The organism is Undibacterium sp. TJN25 (assembly GCF_049339885.1).
Taxonomy (GTDB): domain Bacteria; phylum Pseudomonadota; class Gammaproteobacteria; order Burkholderiales; family Burkholderiaceae_D; genus Undibacterium.
In genome coordinates this window covers 386,579-403,816 of record NZ_JBMPPM010000004.1, presented here as the reverse complement: position 1 = coordinate 403,816, position 17,238 = coordinate 386,579, and the positions used below count along the sequence as shown (strand labels likewise).

At 57.6% G+C, this 17,238-nt stretch carries 14 protein-coding genes; 11 read left to right on the top strand and 3 right to left on the bottom strand.

Annotation, left to right across the window (positions count from 1 at the left end; translation table 11 throughout):
- Positions 1 to 120 precede the first annotated feature (120 nt).
- The 11 genes from ACO0LO_RS11985 (at position 121) to ACO0LO_RS11935 (ending at position 15,007) form a co-directional block, all read left to right on the top strand.
- The gene (locus ACO0LO_RS11985) at positions 121 to 1,947 is read left to right on the top strand and encodes a sensor histidine kinase (RefSeq protein WP_422964457.1); all 1,827 of its coding nucleotides are present in this window, start codon (positions 121 to 123) and stop codon (positions 1,945 to 1,947) included.
- Positions 1,948 to 1,969: 22 nt separating this feature from the next.
- Positions 1,970 to 3,310, top strand: coding sequence for a sigma-54-dependent transcriptional regulator (locus ACO0LO_RS11980; protein WP_422964456.1), 1,341 nt, complete (start codon positions 1,970 to 1,972; stop codon positions 3,308 to 3,310).
- Between the two features lie 101 nt (positions 3,311 to 3,411).
- Positions 3,412 to 4,233 (top strand): cytochrome C assembly family protein, encoded by an 822-nt coding sequence (locus ACO0LO_RS11975; protein ID WP_422964455.1) that lies wholly within the window; start codon positions 3,412 to 3,414, stop codon positions 4,231 to 4,233.
- Complete coding sequence (locus ACO0LO_RS11970) at positions 4,230 to 4,481, top strand: PP0621 family protein (RefSeq protein WP_422964454.1); 252 nt, start codon at positions 4,230 to 4,232, stop codon at positions 4,479 to 4,481. The genes ACO0LO_RS11975 and ACO0LO_RS11970 overlap by 4 nt, the downstream gene beginning before the upstream one ends.
- A 5-nt stretch (positions 4,482 to 4,486) precedes the next feature.
- Positions 4,487 to 6,205: a two-component system sensor histidine kinase NtrB gene (locus ACO0LO_RS11965; RefSeq protein WP_422964453.1), complete on the top strand. Its 1,719-nt coding sequence runs from the start codon at positions 4,487 to 4,489 to the stop codon at positions 6,203 to 6,205.
- Complete coding sequence (locus ACO0LO_RS11960) at positions 6,202 to 7,743, top strand: sigma-54-dependent transcriptional regulator (RefSeq protein ID WP_422964452.1); 1,542 nt, start codon at positions 6,202 to 6,204, stop codon at positions 7,741 to 7,743. The genes ACO0LO_RS11965 and ACO0LO_RS11960 overlap by 4 nt, the downstream gene beginning before the upstream one ends.
- Before the next feature lie 14 nt (positions 7,744 to 7,757).
- Positions 7,758 to 8,387 (top strand): 1,6-anhydro-N-acetylmuramyl-L-alanine amidase AmpD, encoded by a 630-nt coding sequence (ampD, locus tag ACO0LO_RS11955; protein ID WP_422964451.1) that lies wholly within the window; start codon positions 7,758 to 7,760, stop codon positions 8,385 to 8,387.
- A 347-nt stretch (positions 8,388 to 8,734) separates the two neighbouring features.
- Positions 8,735 to 11,653: a ribonucleoside-diphosphate reductase subunit alpha gene (locus tag ACO0LO_RS11950; protein ID WP_422964450.1), complete on the top strand. Its 2,919-nt coding sequence runs from the start codon at positions 8,735 to 8,737 to the stop codon at positions 11,651 to 11,653.
- 168 nt (positions 11,654 to 11,821) lie between these two features.
- Positions 11,822 to 12,994 (top strand): ribonucleotide-diphosphate reductase subunit beta, encoded by a 1,173-nt coding sequence (locus tag ACO0LO_RS11945; RefSeq protein WP_422964449.1) that lies wholly within the window; start codon positions 11,822 to 11,824, stop codon positions 12,992 to 12,994.
- Between the two features lie 499 nt (positions 12,995 to 13,493).
- Positions 13,494 to 14,369, top strand: a complete 876-nt coding sequence (locus ACO0LO_RS11940) for a hypothetical protein (protein ID WP_422964448.1) — start codon at positions 13,494 to 13,496, stop codon at positions 14,367 to 14,369.
- Between the two features lie 89 nt (positions 14,370 to 14,458).
- Positions 14,459 to 15,007 carry a YggT family protein gene (locus ACO0LO_RS11935; protein ID WP_422964447.1) on the top strand — a complete coding sequence of 183 codons (549 nt, stop codon included), beginning with the start codon at positions 14,459 to 14,461 and terminating at the stop codon, positions 15,005 to 15,007.
- 21 nt (positions 15,008 to 15,028) lie between these two features.
- Here the strand turns inward: ACO0LO_RS11935 and ACO0LO_RS11930 are convergent, their stop codons facing one another.
- The 3 genes from ACO0LO_RS11930 to ACO0LO_RS11920 form a co-directional block, all read right to left on the bottom strand.
- On the bottom strand, positions 15,029 to 16,036 hold the full coding sequence (locus ACO0LO_RS11930; protein ID WP_422964446.1) for a LacI family DNA-binding transcriptional regulator: 1,008 nt from the start codon (positions 16,034 to 16,036) through the stop codon (positions 15,029 to 15,031).
- 165 nt (positions 16,037 to 16,201) lie between these two features.
- Complete coding sequence (locus ACO0LO_RS11925; protein WP_422964445.1) at positions 16,202 to 16,888, bottom strand: TetR/AcrR family transcriptional regulator; 687 nt, start codon at positions 16,886 to 16,888, stop codon at positions 16,202 to 16,204.
- On the bottom strand, positions 16,866 to 17,129 hold the full coding sequence (locus ACO0LO_RS11920; protein ID WP_422964444.1) for a hypothetical protein: 264 nt from the start codon (positions 17,127 to 17,129) through the stop codon (positions 16,866 to 16,868). Before ACO0LO_RS11920 ends, ACO0LO_RS11925 begins: the two co-directional genes overlap by 23 nt.
- Between the last annotated feature and the right edge of the window lie 109 nt (positions 17,130 to 17,238).

Below are 17,238 nucleotides of genomic sequence, written 5' to 3'. Positions count from 1 at the left end.
CATCCGGCCGCCGGCTGTTTTTGACATGCTGTTGCAACAGGTAGTGAATTATTTAGCGTAGTCCCCACGTCAATATCCTATTGTTGCGCGTGGGGCTGGCGCAGCAAGGAAAATCAGTCTATGGCCTCATCCAGGCGCATAGCCCTGCTGGCAGGGATGGCCGCAATGGCGGTGGCGCTGGTATTCGCCGCCTATCTGGTCGCGTCCAGGAAAGCGCGCGACGACTATCGCTACGCTGCCGAGCGGCAATTGCAGATCATCGCCCTCGATCTCGGCTCCACGCTGGAAAAATACGAGACGCTGCCTTATTCGGTCGCCTACCTGCCGCTGACCTCGCAATTGCTCGCTTCTCCTGCCGATGCCGGCCTGGCCCGTACGCTGAACACCACGCTGAAAGACATACAGCAGCATGCCAAGGTTGCCGCCATCTACCTGATGGACCGCAACGGCCTCACCATTGCCGCCAGCAACTGGGATGCGCCGCAAACTTTCATGGGACAGAATTTCAAGTTTCGGCCGTATTTCTACGATGCCATCAAGGGCAATGCGGGGCGATTCTATGCGGTAGGCAATACCACCAGCATTCCCGGATATTTTATTGCGCAACCGGTTTATCCCCCTGGCGCTGAGCGCGGTTCCACGGCGCCGATAGGCGTGATTGCCGTCAAGATCAGCCTGAATGAATTCGAGCAGGCATGGCGCAGCAGTGAGGAGGCCATTGCACTGACGGATAGCCAGGGCGTTGTTTTTCTCAGCAACCGCGAAGCCTGGCAATACCACAGCCTGCACGCGCTGGATGCAGCGGTGCAGCAGGATATTGCCGATACGCTGCAATATGCCGGTAGCCGCATCATGCCCATCCTGGACCTGCCCAAGCCGCAGCGCGAGGGTTTCGGCGAATACGTCGCACGTCCGATCGGGAGGCTGGGCTGGCAACTGATGCTGTTTCCGGTGGAAGCCAAGGCAATTCGCGCCGGTATGCAGGCCTCCGTGCTTTGTATCCTGGTGCTGATCGTGCTGGCCGCTTTCCTCGGGGCTTACGACCAGCGCCGGCGGCGCTTGGAAGAGGGCATCGCGGCGCAGAGGGCATTGAAGCAGGCGGCGCAGGACCTGGATTACAAGATAGCGGAGCGCACCGACCAGCTGACGTCCGCCAATCAGCAACTGGAGCATAAATACGCCAAACTGAAAGAAACGGAACTGCTACTGCGCTCAACGCAGAACGAGCTGGTGCAGGCCGGCAAGCTGGCGATGCTGGGCCAGATGGCGGCCGGCATAACGCATGAGCTGAACCAGCCGCTGACCGCGATCCGGGCCTTTGCCGATAATGCCGGCACCTTCCTGTCGCAGGGGAAGGTCGCGCAGGCGACGGAAAATCTCAGCCACATCAGCCATGCCAGCGCGCGCATGGGCCAGATTGTCGGCCAGTTAAAAGGATTTGCGCGCAAAAGCCCGCAAGCGGTGTCGGCAATGAATGTGGCCACCGCCATCCACGCGGCGGCGCGCTTGCTGCATGGCGAATTTGAGCGGCAGGCAGTGCAGCTTGAATTGCAACTGGACGAATCTCTGTACGTGCAGGGCGATCCGGTCCGGCTGGAGCAAGTGCTGCTGAACCTGCTGCGCAACGCCATTGATGCGGTGGAAAGCGCAGAGATCCGAAAGGTGACCGTCCACCTGAGCGTGGAAGGCCGGTGGGCCAGTATACGTATACTGGATACCGGGCCCGGCTTGCAGGACGAGGCCGTGCAGCACCTATTTGAACCTTTCTTTACTACCAAGCCCTCCGGCAAGGGCCTGGGTCTGGGACTGGCCATTTCATCTTCCATCATTCAGGCGATGAATGGCGTGCTGCGAGCAAGGAACACTGCCGGAGGCGGCGCCGAGTTTGTCATAGAAATACCTGCCGGTGAGGCAGAACGCGTTGATACAAAACAAGAAGCAGGATAAGGATGTCGCAATGGACGCCGCAATGGAAGCCATACTAATAGAAGATGAACAGGCCGTACGCTTGGCGACGGCGCAGACGCTGGAGCTGGCAGGTTTCAGTGTACATGCCTGCGCCAGCGCCGAGCAGGCGCAGCACTACCTGAACGCCGGTTTCGCCGGCATCGTTGTTACCGACGTGCGCCTGCCGGGCATGTCAGGGCTGGATGTGCTGGCGCAGGTCATGGCGGCCGATGCCGATTTGCCGGTGATCGTCATTACCGGCCACGGCGACATCAGCATGGCGGTCAATGTCATGCGTACCGGCGCCTATGACTTTATAGAGAAGCCGTACGCGGCCGAGCGCTTGCAGGAGACGGCACTGCGGGCGCAGGAAAAGCGCCGGCTGGTACTGGAAAACCGTGTGCTGAAGCAGACCCTGGCGGCGCATCCCGATACGCCGGACCTGATAGGCCAGTCGGCGCCGATAGAAAAAGTGCGCAAGTTTATCCAGAATATCGGACCCACGCAGGCCGACGTACTGATCAACGGCGCTACCGGCACCGGCAAGGAGGTTGTCGCCAGGCTGCTGCACGCCAGTTCGGGCCGCAAGGGCGAGTTTGTCGCCATCAATTGCGGGGCCCTGCCCGAATCCATGTTTGAAAGCGAGATTTTCGGCCATGAGGCAGGTGCCTTCACCAGCGCCCAGAAGCGCCGCATCGGCAAGCTGGAATATGCGCATGGGGGCACCATTTTCCTGGATGAAATAGAAAGCATGCCGCTGGCGCTGCAGGTAAAGCTGTTGCGGGTATTGCAGGAGCGCAGGCTGGAAAGGCTGGGCGGCAATACGCTGATTGACCTAGATTGCCGCGTGATTGCCGCCAGCAAAATGGATTTGCTGGCCTTGAGCGCGGAGGGTAGATTCCGCGAGGATTTGTATTACCGGCTGAGCGTAGTCAGCCTGGCCCTGCCGCGGCTGAACGAGCGGCGCCAGGATATTCCACTGCTGCTCGCCCATTTCGTGCAAAAAGCCGCACTGCGCTATCGGAAATCCGTACCCGGCTGGGACGTCGCCCGGCTGGAGATGTGGAGGCAGCGCGACTGGCCCGGCAACGTGCGTGAATTGCGCAATTTTGCAGACAAGCTGGTGCTGGGTGTGCTCGATGACGAGCCAGGGGCATTGCAGTCGGGCATTGCCGGCGCCGCGCAGGATGGCGACACCTTGCCGAAAAAAATGGATGCCTACGAGGCCGGCCTGATCGCCGCCGCGCTGAAAGCCCATGGCGGCAATGTTGCCGCCACTGCCGAAAGCCTGGGAATACCAAAGAAAACCCTGTACGACAAGCTCAAGAAATACAGGCTGCTGGAAGCGCGCAATGCCGATTAGGCAAGCGGCGGGAGGCTTTTATGAAAGAACCCCGGAAGCTGCCGCGGCACCGAATCAGCGTGGAATGGAATTTCAACGCTGACATAGTGTAAACTTGTGCCATGCAAAACTATCTATCATTCCTGGCGGCCGCCCTGTATATCGGCTGCGTGTTCATTCCCGCGCAAAAACGGCTGTCTGTATCGCTGGTTACTGCGGCTGGCTGGCTGGTGCACGGCTTTGCGCTCTGGCAAACCACCTTTTCTCCCGATGCTGTCAGGGTAGGGTTTGCGGTCATGCTGTCGTCGGCGCTGTGGATATCGGTGCTGGTGTACTGGCTGGAAAGCCGTAATTTTTCACTAGATGGCTTGCGTGTGCTATTGCTGCCCAGCGCGGCGCTGATGGCGATCCTGCCGGTATTTTTCCCCGGCAGCGTGATTACGCTGGCCGGCCAGACTGTCATGTTTCCATGGCATATCGCAATTGCACTGCTGGCCTACAGCACACTGACCATTGCCGCCTTCCACGCCGTTGTCATGACTTTGCAGGATGCGCACCTGCACATGCGCCGCCGCAATAAGCCCGCAAAGTGGCTGAGTGCCCGTCTGGCTACCGCTGTGGAGCGGCTCCCCGCCTTGCTGACGATGGAAAAAATCCTGTTCCGGCTGGTGCTGATAGGCTTCCTGCTGCTGAGCCTGACGGTGCTGTCCGGCGTGATTTTTTCCGAGCAGGTGCTGGGGGTGGCGTTCAAATGGGACCATAAGACCATCCTGTCGTTGCTGTCCTGGCTGCTGTTCGGCATTTTGTTGGCGGGCCGCAAGTGGCGCGGATGGCGCGGCAAGACCGTGCTGAACTTCACGCTGACCGGTTTCCTGACGCTGCTGCTGGCGTATGTCGGCAGCCGTTTTGTGCTGGAAGTGCTGCTGCACAGGAGTCTGGCATGAGAATCCTGTTCTGGCTGGCGCTGTTTGTCGTCGTGATCCTGGCGCTGAAAAAGAAAGTGCAAACCGTCGCTTCCCCCGCGCGTGAACAGCAGGCGCCTCCGCCATCAGCCGGCAAGCCTGCCCGCGATGCAGAGGCCATGGTGTGCTGTGCAGCATGCCAGGTCTATATTCCTGCATCCGAGGCGGTATACAAGGGGCAACAGGTCTATTGCAGCACAGAGCATGCAGAGCAGGCAGGTGCCCGCTGATACCGATGCCCGCCGCGCCTACCTTCCGGCCTAACTACAATACCTTTGGGCGTTCACTGCAAACGCTGAACGTGTCGCGGGTCGTAGTGGCGATAGTGCTGCTAGGCTATCTCAGCCTGAAGAGCGGGCAGTTCTGGTCACCGGCGCAAATGCTGTTCCGGCAGACCTGCATGGTCTATCTGATGCTGACGGTCGGTTTTGTCTTGCTGAAAATATACTGGCCGCGGCGCTTCATGCTGCAGCTGGCCGCGCAGACCGCGGTCGATATCACGATTATTTCCATCCTGTATGTGGGCACCAGCGGCGCCAAGAATGGGCTGGCTATCCTGTACCTGTTCCCGCTGGCCGGAGCAGGCGTGCTGGCGCCGCTGGTATGGGCACTGTTTTTCACATCGATCGTGGCATTGTTCCTGCTGCTGGAAAGCGGATACCAGGCATTGCAGCTGGATGACGGCATCCCGATTTCCCAGGCGGGCTTGTATGGCGCCGCGTTTTTTGCCGTTGTATATGTGCTCAACCGGCTGGCGCGCAAGCTGATCTGGCAGGAAGAACTGGCGGCGCGGCGTGGCAAGGAGCTGGCCACCCAGCAGGCTATCAACCGGCTGGTGATTGCCGACATGGGCGATGGCTTGCTGGTCGTGGACCAGGGGGGGCGCTTGTTTGAGATCAATCCTGCTGCCGGGCGCATGCTGGGCGGCCTGCTAGGCAGCAATGAAATCCATTCCCGGCTGCAGGATTTTGCAAGCCTGAGACCGATTTCGGAGGCGCTGGTCGCCTGGCAGCAAAAATCGGCTCCGAGGGCCGAACCAGCCGATCCCGACACTGCGCTGGTCGCCGTGCGGCTGCTGGACGACAGCCGCAACGACGACGCCGGTGCCGATAGCCGGCGCGAGTTCGTTGCCCACCTGAAGCTCAGGTTTGTCGCGGTGGACAGCAGCGACATTGCCGTCATCGACCAGGACCGCGGCGATTACACCATCATTTTCATTCAAGATGTGTCCGAAATCGAGAATCAGGCACAGCAGCTCAAGCTGGCATCGATGGGGCGCCTGACAGCGAGTATTGCGCATGAGGTAAGAAATCCGCTGTCGTCCATTTCGTATGCTGCATCGCTGTTGGGTGAGGATATTCCGCACGATACCCAGGCCCGCCGCCTGCTGAAGATCGTCGATGACAATGTGCTGCGGCTGAACCAGCTGATCGAGGACATCCTCAAATTGTCGCGCAAGGCGCAGACGGACCTGGAGCCCTTCCTGCTGATACCGGTTATCCAGGAGATAGTGCTGGACCTGAATGAAACCCGCGGACTGGCGTCCAGCCTGATCTATGTCGATCACAGCGTCAATTTCAAGGTACAGTTCGACCCCATGCACCTGCGTGAAATTGTGATCAACCTCTTGTCCAATGCGATACGCTATGCCAGCGGCAAGCCGGCCAGCATCCGGATATGGGCCTATGCGGGGCAGCCGGACAGGCAGGAACTGCATATTCAGGACGATGGCCCAGGCATCAGTCCTGAGGTGCGCTCCCATTTATTCGAGCCTTTTTATACCACCTCCAGCAAGGGAACCGGATTGGGATTGTATATGGCGCGCGAACTTTGCCTGAATAATCATGCTTTGCTGGATTATGAATACCGGCTGGAAGAGACCCAGGCGCCGCATACCGCGCCACAGTCGCTGGCAGGCCGTTTTGTCATCAATTTTTCCGTGGACAAGCCATGAGCGCCAAAGAAATCCAGAGTGTGCCGCGCATCCTCGTCGTTGACGATGAGGCGCACTTGCGCGAGCTGCTGGAAATTACACTGATTAAGATGGGCCTGGACGTGGACAGTGCCGAGTCGCTGGCGGCAGCGCGGGCCTGCCTGGCTAAGGCCAGCTATGCGCTGGTGCTGACCGACATGCGGCTGCCGGACGGTTCCGGCATGGAGCTCGTGTTTGAAGTCGGCGCGCATTACAAGACGACGCCGATTGCGGTGATCACCGCCTTCGGCAGCGCAGACAATGCAGTGGTGGCGTTGAAGGCCGGTGCTTTCGACTACGTATCCAAGCCGGTGGCACTGGACCAGCTGCGCAAACTGGTCCGGTCCGCATTGCAGATGAATGAAGCTCCGGCTTACCCGGATAATGCGCAGTCCGGTCCCGCCAGCGTGGGGATAGGGGACGGTGAGGGCGGCACGCCGGTAGTCTCCGTGCTGATAGGAAAGTCGGCCGGCATGCAGGGTGTGCGGGGCCAGATCAGCCGTCTCGCTCGCAGTATGGCGCCGGTGATCATTACCGGCGAATCGGGTAGCGGCAAGGAACTGGCCGCGCGCGAAATCCATACCCATAGCGCGCGCGCGGGCAAACCGTTTATTGCCGTCAACTGCGGCGCCATCCCCGAGACGCTGATGGAGGCGGAATTTTTCGGCTATCGTAAAGGCGCGTTCACCGGCGCCCAGGATGACAGGGAGGGCTTTTTCCAGGCCGCCGGCGGCGGTACGCTGATGCTGGACGAGGTGGCCGACCTGCCGCTGGCGATGCAGGTCAAGCTGCTGCGCGCGATTCAGGAGCGCCGCGTGCGCAAGGTGGGGGCTACCGTGGAAGAGCCGGTGGACGTCAGGATCATCAGCGCCACCCACCAGAACCTGGCAGACTGCGTGACGGCAGGCAAGTTCCGGCAAGATCTTTATTACCGGCTGAATGTGATCGAGCTGGGCTTGCCGCCGCTGCGCGAGAGGCTGGAAGACATCGCTGAACTGTCTGCCGCAATCCTGCAGCGGCTTAGCCCCCCTGGCGAGGCCATCAGCCTGTCTGCGGACGCGCTGCAGGCACTGAAGGAATATGAATTTCCCGGCAATGTGCGCGAGCTGGAAAATATCCTGGAGAGGGCGGTCGCCTTTGCCGACAACGGCCATATAGAGCAGGAAGACCTGGCGCTGCGCAACGGACGGAATGGCAAAAGCGACCGCAGCGCGAGTGAAGCCCCTACCGGGGCTGAAGTCCTGCCTGTATCGGTATCTTCGGCCGCTACTATTGCTGAAGGCGGGGCTGGAGAACCGGCAAGCCAGCCGGTACAGGAGCCTAGAGGCGATGACATATTTGCCGCGCCCGATTTGCCCTGCAGCCTGCCCGACTACCTGGAGAGGATAGAGCGGGAGGTCATACGGCGGGCACTGGCCAGGACACGCAATAATCGCACGCAGGCGGCCGAGCTGCTGGGCGTGAGTTTCCGCCAGCTACGCTATCAGATACAGAAGCTGAAGATCGGCGACGAGGAATAAGGAGATCCCCGCCCATGAGCGCATCCGTTGCAGGTTCCGGCCTGCTGATCGGCGAAGACGGCTGGTGCAGCGGCGCCGACCGGCTGGAATCTCCGAATGCGAACGAACGGCCGGACGGCACGGCCATTTCGCTGTTGGTGATTCACAACATCAGCCTGCCTGCCGGCCGCTTCGGCGGTCCTTATATTAGTGAGCTGTTCCTGAACCGGCTGGATTCCGCTGCCGACCCCAGCTTTGAATCGCTGCGCGGCGTGCAGGTGTCATCCCACTTCCTGATCCGGCGCGATGGCAGCCTGCTGCAGTTTGTTTCCGCCGCCAGGCGTGCCTGGCATGCCGGCGCCTCGTCGTTTGGCGGTCGCAGCGGCTGTAATGATTTTTCCATCGGCATAGAACTGGAAGGCAGCGACGCGCTGCCGTTCGAAGCCAGCCAATACCGCATGCTGGCCGATCTCAGTGCCGCCTTAATAACAGCGTATCCGCTGACGCATGTCACCGGGCATTCGCATATCGCACCCGGCCGCAAGACCGATCCCGGCCCCCATTTCGACTGGAAATTTTACCGCCGGCAGGTACAGGAAAATTTCGCAACAGCGTCAAGGTTAGCACTCACTCACGCGATACCGACCTTTGTATTCGACGTTTGAAAAAGTCAATCGGCGCAACGACTTTTATATCGATTAAATAATTCTCTTTTTAGCAAAGAAAGCGGTTGCATTGCCCGCATAGCGGCACTAGAATTAGTGCAAATCAAGGCTTGTACACTATATCTAGTGGTTTTTATTTGTTTCCCTACCTTGCTTTTGTTTTCGGTCTGAAGTAAAAAATGACGCTGTTTATGCTGAAAAACGACCGGAAAAGAAGCGATCCGGCTTTGCAATACACCGCAACACCTTGTTTATATTGATTAATCCGACAATGCCCGCAACTAGCTTGTAGTACTGCTGCGTGGCGCTGCCGACTCGTACTTAATAATGCTGACCCTGGAGGCGAAATGCACTCTTCAATTGAAATATCCACCCCTTCGACACCTGACCTGGCATCGGTAGCATCGCAAGCCGCGCACAATGCAAATAGCGCCGCCGCGCAAGGTTCCGGTTACAGCGAATACCGCATCATTCGCCGTAACGGCGCCGTGGTCGGTTTCGAACCGTCCAAGATTTCTATCGCCGTGACCAAGGCTTTCCTGGCGGTGAATGGCGGCCAGGGTGCAGCGTCGGCGCGCGTGCGCGAGCTGGTGGAACAATTGTCTTCCAATGTCGTGTCGGCGCTGGTGCGCCGCCAGCCTACCGGCGGCACTTTCCATATTGAAGATGTGCAGGACCAGGTGGAACTGGCACTGATGCGTTCCGGCGAGCATGACGTTGCCCGCGCCTATGTGCTGTACCGCGCCAAGCGCATGGAAGAGCGCCGTTCGCAGGTCGCCCCTGCCGCAACGGACACTGCGGCATCCCCTTTGTATATGATCGTTGACGGCCAGCGCCAGCCGCTGGACGTGGCCCAGGTGCGCGCGCTGATCAGTGCCGCCTGCGTAGGACTGGAAAACCTGGCAGATGCCGAAGCGATCCTGGCAGAGACATTGAAAAACCTGTACGACGGCGTGCCTGTCGAAGAATTGTACAAATCGGCCATCCTGGCAGCGCGTGCACTGATGGAAAAAGAACCGGCCTATAGTCAGGTCACCGCCCGCCTGCTGTTGCATACAGTTCGCAAGGAAGTGTTCGGCAAGGAAGTCGCACAGCAGGACGCCGCCGCCGAGTACATCGACTATTTCCCTAAATTCATCAAGAAGGGTATAGAAGCCGAGCTGCTGGATTCCAAGCTGGCCCAGTTCGACCTGAAAAAACTGGCGGATGCGCTGGTTGCCGACCGCGACTTGCAGTTCGGCTACATCGGCCTGCAAACTTTGTACGACCGTTACTTCCTGCACGTCCGCGATACCCGCATAGAAATGCCCCAGGCTTTCTATATGCGCGTAGCGATGGGTCTGTCGCTGAACGAAATCAACCGCGAAGCCCGCGCGATCGAGTTCTACAACCTGTTGTCGTCATTCGACTTCATGAGCTCCACCCCGACCCTGTTCAACTCCGGCACGCTGCGTTCCCAGCTGTCTTCCTGCTACCTGACCACGGTCGCCGACGATCTGGATGGTATCTACGAAGCAATCAAGGAAAACGCCTTGCTGGCCAAATATGCCGGCGGCCTGGGCAATGACTGGACTCCGGTGCGCTCGCTGGGTGCCCATATCAAAGGGACCAATGGTAAATCGCAAGGCGTTGTACCGTTCCTGAAAGTGGTCAACGACACTGCTGTGGCCGTCAACCAGGGCGGTAAACGCAAGGGTGCGGTCTGCGCCTACCTGGAAACCTGGCACATGGACATCGAGGAATTCCTGGACCTGCGTAAAAACACCGGCGATGACCGTCGCCGCACGCACGACATGAACACCTCCAACTGGATTCCCGACCTGTTCATGAAACGCGTGATGGAAAAAGGCGACTGGACCCTGTTCTCCCCATCCGATGTGCCTGACCTGCATGATAAATACGGCAAGGCGTTTGAGTTGGCCTATACCGGCTACGAAGCGAAGGCCGCCAGCGGCGAGCTGAAACTGGCGAAGAAAGTCGCTGCGCTGGACCTGTGGCGCAAGATGCTGTCGATGCTGTTTGAAACCGGTCACCCATGGATCACATTCAAGGATCCTTGCAATATCCGTTCGCCGCAGCAGCACGTCGGTGTCGTGCATTCGTCCAACCTGTGCACGGAAATCACACTGAACACCAACGACAGCGAGATCGCAGTCTGCAATCTGGGCTCGGTCAACATGCCGGCGCACATGAAAGACGGCAAGCTGGATCACGTTAAATTGAAAAAAACTGTAAGCACAGCGATGCGCATGCTGGATAACGTGATCGACATCAACTATTATGCAGTGAAGAAGGCACGCGATTCCAACTTGCGCCACCGTCCGGTCGGCCTCGGCATCATGGGTTTCCAGGATTGCCTGCATATGATGCGCGTGCCGTATGCTTCCAACGAAGCAGTGCAGTTTGCCGATACATCGATGGAAGCGGTCTGCTATTACGCTTATCTGGCATCGACCGAACTGGCGGAAGAGCGTGGCCGTTACAGCTCATACCGCGGTTCCTTGTGGGACAGAGGCATCCTGCCGCAGGATTCGATGAAGCTGCTGGCCGAAGAACGCGGCGGCTATCTGGAAGCGGATATGTCGGAAAGCATGGACTGGACACTGGTGCGCGACCGCATCAAACAGTACGGCATGCGTAATTCGAACTGCGTGGCGATTGCGCCTACGGCAACGATTTCCAACATTATCGGTGTTGCTGCCTGTATCGAACCGACTTACCAGAACCTGTATGTAAAGTCGAACCTGTCCGGCGAGTTTACAGAAATCAATGAACACCTGGTGCGTGATCTGAAAGAGCGCGGCTTGTGGGATGAAGTCATGATTGCCGACCTGAAGTATTTTGACGGCAGCCTGGCAAAAATCGACCGCATCCCCGAAGATCTGCGCGAACTGTATGCAACGGCGTTTGAAATCAGCCCATCATGGCTGGTGGAAGCAGCTTCCCGCCGTCAGAAATGGATCGATCAGGCGCAATCGCTGAATATCTATATGGCAGGCGCGTCCGGCAAGAAACTGGACGAAACCTATAAGCTGGCATGGCTGCGTGGCCTGAAAACCACCTACTACCTGCGTACCATAGGCGCAACACATACAGAGAAATCGACCAGCAAGACCGGTGCTCTGAATGCGGTGGCAGTCGATGGCGGCAGTGGCGGCATGATGGCCAGCACACTGGCAGCAGCGCCGGAACAAGAGCTCGACGGTCCGGCATGCGTGCTGCGCCCAGGCGATGCCGGCTTTGAAGAGTGCGAAGCCTGCCAGTAAGCAGCGGCTGTAAGTGAATCAGCGGTGCCTTGTTGCAGAGACGGGCGCCGCAGCAATAAAAGCAGGAGCGGCCGGCAGATGCATTGCCGGTTGTTTCAAGGCAGATACAAATGCAAGGCCGGAATGCGGGAATACAGCAGTCCGGCCGGCAATGAAGAGGAATAAAAGATGCTTTCTTGGGATGATGAAGTAGCGCCGGCAGCACCACAGCGGCCCGCAAGCCAGCCGGACACGGCTTACCAGGCACGTTTGCAGACGCAGGATGTGGCGCTGAACCCGTCGCTGGTCGTCAAGCAGGTTGCCGCCGCGCCAGAAGAACTGGCCCGCCGCGTCAACGCCGCCGACAAACGTATCATCAACGGCAAGACCGATGTCAACCAGCTGGTGCCGTTCAAATATAAATGGGCGTGGGACAAGTATCTGGCCGGCTGCGCCAACCACTGGATGCCGCAAGAGATCAACATGCAGCGCGACATCGAGCTGTGGAAGAACCCGAACGGGCTGACCGAAGACGAACGCCGCCTGGTCAAACGCAACCTCGGTTTCTTTGTCACCGCCGATTCACTGGCCGCCAATAATATCGTGCTGGGCACCTATCGCCACATCACCGCACCGGAATGCCGCCAGTATTTGCTGCGCCAGGCGTTTGAAGAAGCGATCCATACGCACGCCTATCAGTACATTGTCGAATCGCTGGGCCTGGACGAGGCGGAGATCTTCAACGCCTACAACGAAGTGGCGTCGATTCGCGACAAAGATCAGTTCCTGATCCCGTTCATCGACGTGCTGACCGACCCTCAGTTCAAGACCGGTACTACCGAAGCGGACCAGACGCTGCTTAAGTCTCTGATCGTTTTCGCCTGTCTGATGGAGGGCCTGTTCTTCTATGTCGGCTTCACGCAAATCCTCGCGCTCGGCCGTCAAAATAAAATGATGGGCGCGGCAGAACAGTACCAGTACATCTTGCGTGATGAGTCGATGCATTGCAATTTCGGGATCGATCTGATCAACACAATCAAGATGGAAAATCCGCATTTGTGGACCGCCGAATTTCGCGACGAAATTAAATCGTTGTTTTTACGTGCAGTAGAGTTGGAATATCGTTACGCAGAGGATACAATGCCGCGTGGAGTGCTTGGCTTGAATGCGCCGATGTTCAAAGGATATTTGAGATTCATTGCAAATCGCCGCGCACAGCAAATCGGTCTTGACGCATTATTCCCGCAGGAAGAAAATCCGTTCCCGTGGATGAGCGAAATGATAGACCTGAAAAAAGAGCGCAACTTTTTTGAAACACGTGTGATCGAGTATCAAACTGGTGGAGCACTGAACTGGGAATAATTTTGGCCGATATCCAAAGTTCAGATCGACACTCAAGTTTGCCCTCCCTTTGCACACCTTCGGGCCTGACCGAATACTTCGGGCTCCAAACGCGAGAGGCCTCACCAAACTGAATGGACAGTCCTAGACCGAATAGCGCTGCTCTGAATTCGCCGCAATACCTGGCAAAGCCGGGTGTTGCGGTTTTGGCGTTGCAAAATCCTCTTGCTGCACAGAATACCGACGCCCGCACCGATGTGCAGGCGTTTTTTTTGGCTGATTGAATAGCCGTCTGTTAAAGCTTTAACCCTTGATGCAGTAGCCTTGCATTTAACGGATGGAAATGAGCCAATATGGCTGAAGCGCTGCATCAATAGAGGGGATGCAGCAGTTCAGCTGGTGCCGAATTCATTAGCGCAAACAACATTCTGTTTGTGCCGATGAATAATCCGCTCGTTCGTTTACTGATCGGATTTTAATTTTTTAATTGATTTTTTCCATCTTTTGAAGGAGAAACAAAATGGCAACAGCACCAACCCCACCAGAAGCAAAGAAAACTGCGGCGAAGAAGCCTGCAGCGAAAAAGGCAGCAGCAAAGCCGGTAGCTAAAAAAGCAGCAGCGAAACCTGCAGCCAAGCCAGCAGCCAAAAAAGCGGCAGCAAAGCCAGCAGCGAAAGCAGCAGCCAAGCCAGCAGCTAAAAAAGCGGTAGCAAAGCCAGCAGCGAAAGCAGCAGCCAAGCCAGTAGCTAAAAAAGCGGCAGCAAAGCCAGCAGCGAAAGCAGCAGCCAAGCCAGTAGCCAAAAAAGCGGCAGCTAAACCTGCAGCCAAGCCAGCAGCTAAAAAAGCAGCGGCTAAGCCAGTAGCTAAAAAAGCGGCGGCTAAACCTGCAGCCAAGCCAGCAGCTAAAAAAGCAGCAGCTAAGCCAGTAGCTAAAAAAGCGGCAGCTAAACCTGCAGCCAAGCCAGCAGCTAAAAAAGCAGCAGCTAAGCCAGCAGCTAAAAAAGCGGCAGCTAAACCTGCAGCTAAAAAAGCAGCGGCCAAGCCAGCAGCTAAAAAAGCAGTAGCTAAACCAGCAGCAAAAGCAGCGGCCAAGCCAGCAGCTAAAAAAGCAGTAGCTAAACCAGCAGCGAAAGCAGCGGCCAAGCCAGCAGCTAAAAAAGCAGCAGCTAAACCTGCGGCCAAACCAGCAGCAAAAGCAGCAGCCAAGCCAGCGGCTAAAGCAGCAGCAAAACCTGCAGCTAAGCCAGCGGCCAAGCCAGCAGCTAAAAAAGCAGCGGCCAAGCCAGCGGCGAAACCAGCTGCAGTTGCAGCAGCCAAGCCAGCAACACCTGACGCAAAAACCGTGGTAAGCCCAACAGCAGCATGGCCTTTCCCGACAGGTGCCCGTCCAGCATAATTTAGCATGCTTGGAGGCCTGATCTTATTCAGGCACAATACCCACTGTGTGATGTTTATCACCCAGTGGGTTTTTTTTAGGAGCAAGCTGTGCTGTACGGAATTTTTACCTTTGTCGTTGATACCATTGCCGGGTTGTTTGCAGGCTTCCTGCTGCTCAGGTTCTGGATGCAGGTACAGCGGGTGCGTCCGCCCATGGGCCTGGCGCAGTCCATCTATCAGCTGACCGACTGGCTGGTGCATCCTATCCGCAGGCTGATTCCCGGGTTTGCCGGCTACGACTGGGCCAGCCTGATCGCCGCTTTCCTGGTTGCTCTGCTTTCCATCGTGATCAATATCTGGTTAAGCCCGCAGTTTTCTTTTTATAGCCTTGCCCTGCTCGCCGTATTCAGGCTGGTGCAATGGATACTGTATGGCTTGATGGCCCTGCTGGTGATTGAGGCGGTGTTCAGCTGGGTGAATCCGCATGCGCCGTTCGCGCCGTTTATCCGTGCATTGAACGAGCCGCTGCTGTCGCCTTTGCGCAGGCTGCTGCCGCCGCTGGGCGGACTGGATTTTTCACCTCTGGTCGCGCTGATCCTGCTGCAGGTGCTGAACCGCATCCTGAACGAGATGCTTCCCGCCATCCTGATGATGTAAATGCCGGCTGCCTGCCCGGCTCTAGCGCGGCTTCAGAGGTGCGGTAGACTGGCGCGCCGTCAGGCTCGTGGCCAGCAGTTCGCGGCGGAACGGCAGCTCGGCATTATTGATCCTGTCCACCAGCACCCGTGCCGTCAGCACGCCGATGTCGTATTTAGGCTGCACCACCGTCGTCAGCGGCGGGTTACTGAACGAGGCCAGTGCGATATCGTCATAGCCTATCACCGATAATTCTTCCGGTATCCGTATGCCGGCCTGCGTGGCGGCGCAGATGCCGCCTATCGCCATCAGGTCGTTGCTGGCAAAAATCGCGGTCGGCGGGTCTGCCAGCGCCAGCAGTTGCTGGAAGGCGGCAAAGCCGCCCTGGCTGGTAAAGTCGCTATGTAGCAGCCAGTCTTCGCGGAAGGCCACGCCGGTTTCCGCCAGCGCTTTCATATAGCCGCTGACGCGGTCACGACTGGGTAGCAGCGCGCGTGGACCGGAGACGCAGGCAATCTTCCTATGGCCCAGCCCCAGCAGATAGCTGGTGGCGAGGTAGCCTCCCTGCTCGTGATTGGCCTCGATGAAGTCGGCCGCTACACCGGTCAGCTCGCGATCCACCAGTACCTTCGGTATGCTTTCGTCGTCCAGCAGCTGGCTTAATTCGTCGTCCGAGCCGGATGACACCAGGATCAGGCCGTCTATCCTTTTTTCCATCAGCACACGGATGTAGGCGACCTGCTTCTTCGGGTCGTCATAGGAATTGCACAGGATGATGTTGTAGCCCAGCTTGAAGGATTCGTCCTCTATGCCCTGGATCAGTTCGGCAAAATAAGGGTTGGAATTGTTCGGGATCATCATCCCTATTGTGTGGGTACGGTCGTTCTTCAGGCTGCGCGCCACCGCGCTGGGGATATAGCGCAACTCCTGGATGACGGTCAGCACGCGTTCGCGGACATCGCTGCTGACGACCCGCGTATTGTTGATCACGTGCGACACCGTCGTGGTGGACACTCTCGCTTTCTCAGCCACCTGCTTCATTGTTGCCATAAATATCCTGCCTTTCTCGACAAGATTATGACTCAGGAAATCAGGTAAACCAAAGTTTTTGAAATGTAAATCCGCCGCAGGCGCAATCTTTTGCGTGAAAGCCGCACCACCAGCGTATTTGGCGGCGAATATCCGCCGCTTTCAGCCCGCCAGGGCCCTGGCCGCTCAGCCCTGCGGAACCGGCGAGGGAGTGATGCTGATCGCTGCCAGCACCATGTCGGTGATCAGTTTTTCAGCGTCGGCAAAATCGGTGCGTGTCAGCTGCTTGCGGTTCAGCACCAGACACATCTGTGTGGAGAAGTCGGCATAGGACTGCGTCATCGCCCAGATCGTGAACAACAGATGGGTGGCGTTGACCGGGGCAATCTTCCCTTCGCTTATCCATTTTTCGAACACGGCGATGTCCTTGCGCAGCAAAGGAACCAGCTTTTTTTTGATTTCCTGGCCGTACATCGGCGCGCCGCCTATCACTTCCATCGCATACAAGCGCGAACCCCATGGTTGCTCACGGGAAAAGCGCAGCTTGGCCTGTATATAACTGTGCAAGACTTCCTGCGGCTCTTTACTGTCGTCGGCCAGCAGGTCCATACGCTCCAGCCATTGATCCAGCACGTCGTCCAGCACCCTGTTGTATAGCGCCTGCTTGGTCGGAAAGTAATACAGCAGGTTTTGCTTGGACAGGCCAGCCTGCTCGGCAATGGCCGCGACCGAGCTGCCTTCATAGCCGCATTCGGCAAACAGCCTCACTGCCTGCTCCAGGATGTCCGCCTCCAGCTTGTCGCGGTTCAGCATGCGGCGGGTGCCGGCGGCTGCCGGTGCGCGTGTCGGTTTATTCTGTTCGGATAAGCTCATTGGTGCTCATTTTTGTATTTGGCGCCGGATGTTTGCGTGGCGTAGCAGATGCAGACTCGCAGTCAAAAGCTCCCACGATGCCAGCGTAGGCAATAGTAAAGCCAAACTCGCTGGACAGGGAGGCAGCCAATAAAAAATCCCCCCTGGCCTCTGTTGTCGCGCCAACGGATAGGTGACGAGGAGCAATCTGGTGCGGCAAAAGCGCCACATTCTGGCGAGCGGCAACGGGATTTTTACCCATTGTGCCATCGTTTGGTGCAATATTAGTTTTTACCACTTGGTAAAAGTTGGTACAGGATTTGCTTGTTGTAAGGTGCGCTGAAGACAAGCGCTATGGCAATACATAGCGA

Excerpts from the sequence above, each read along its gene's own strand:
- ACO0LO_RS11985 (WP_422964457.1), top strand. The coding sequence starts at position 121 with ATGGCCTCATCCAGGCGCATAGCCCTGCTGGCAGGGATGGCCGCAATG.
- ACO0LO_RS11980 (WP_422964456.1), top strand. The coding sequence starts at position 1,970 with ATGGAAGCCATACTAATAGAAGATGAACAGGCCGTACGCTTGGCGACG.
- ACO0LO_RS11975 (WP_422964455.1), top strand. The coding sequence starts at position 3,412 with ATGCAAAACTATCTATCATTCCTGGCGGCCGCCCTGTATATCGGCTGC.
- ACO0LO_RS11970 (WP_422964454.1), top strand. The coding sequence starts at position 4,230 with ATGAGAATCCTGTTCTGGCTGGCGCTGTTTGTCGTCGTGATCCTGGCG.
- ACO0LO_RS11965 (WP_422964453.1), top strand. The coding sequence starts at position 4,487 with ATGCCCGCCGCGCCTACCTTCCGGCCTAACTACAATACCTTTGGGCGT.
- ACO0LO_RS11960 (WP_422964452.1), top strand. The coding sequence starts at position 6,202 with ATGAGCGCCAAAGAAATCCAGAGTGTGCCGCGCATCCTCGTCGTTGAC.
- ampD (WP_422964451.1), top strand. The coding sequence starts at position 7,758 with ATGAGCGCATCCGTTGCAGGTTCCGGCCTGCTGATCGGCGAAGACGGC.
- ACO0LO_RS11950 (WP_422964450.1), top strand. The coding sequence starts at position 8,735 with ATGCACTCTTCAATTGAAATATCCACCCCTTCGACACCTGACCTGGCA.
- ACO0LO_RS11945 (WP_422964449.1), top strand. The coding sequence starts at position 11,822 with ATGCTTTCTTGGGATGATGAAGTAGCGCCGGCAGCACCACAGCGGCCC.
- ACO0LO_RS11940 (WP_422964448.1), top strand. The coding sequence starts at position 13,494 with ATGGCAACAGCACCAACCCCACCAGAAGCAAAGAAAACTGCGGCGAAG.
- ACO0LO_RS11930 (WP_422964446.1), bottom strand. The coding sequence starts at position 16,036 with ATGGCAACAATGAAGCAGGTGGCTGAGAAAGCGAGAGTGTCCACCACG.
- ACO0LO_RS11925 (WP_422964445.1), bottom strand. The coding sequence starts at position 16,888 with ATGAGCTTATCCGAACAGAATAAACCGACACGCGCACCGGCAGCCGCC.
- ACO0LO_RS11920 (WP_422964444.1), bottom strand. The coding sequence starts at position 17,129 with ATGGGTAAAAATCCCGTTGCCGCTCGCCAGAATGTGGCGCTTTTGCCG.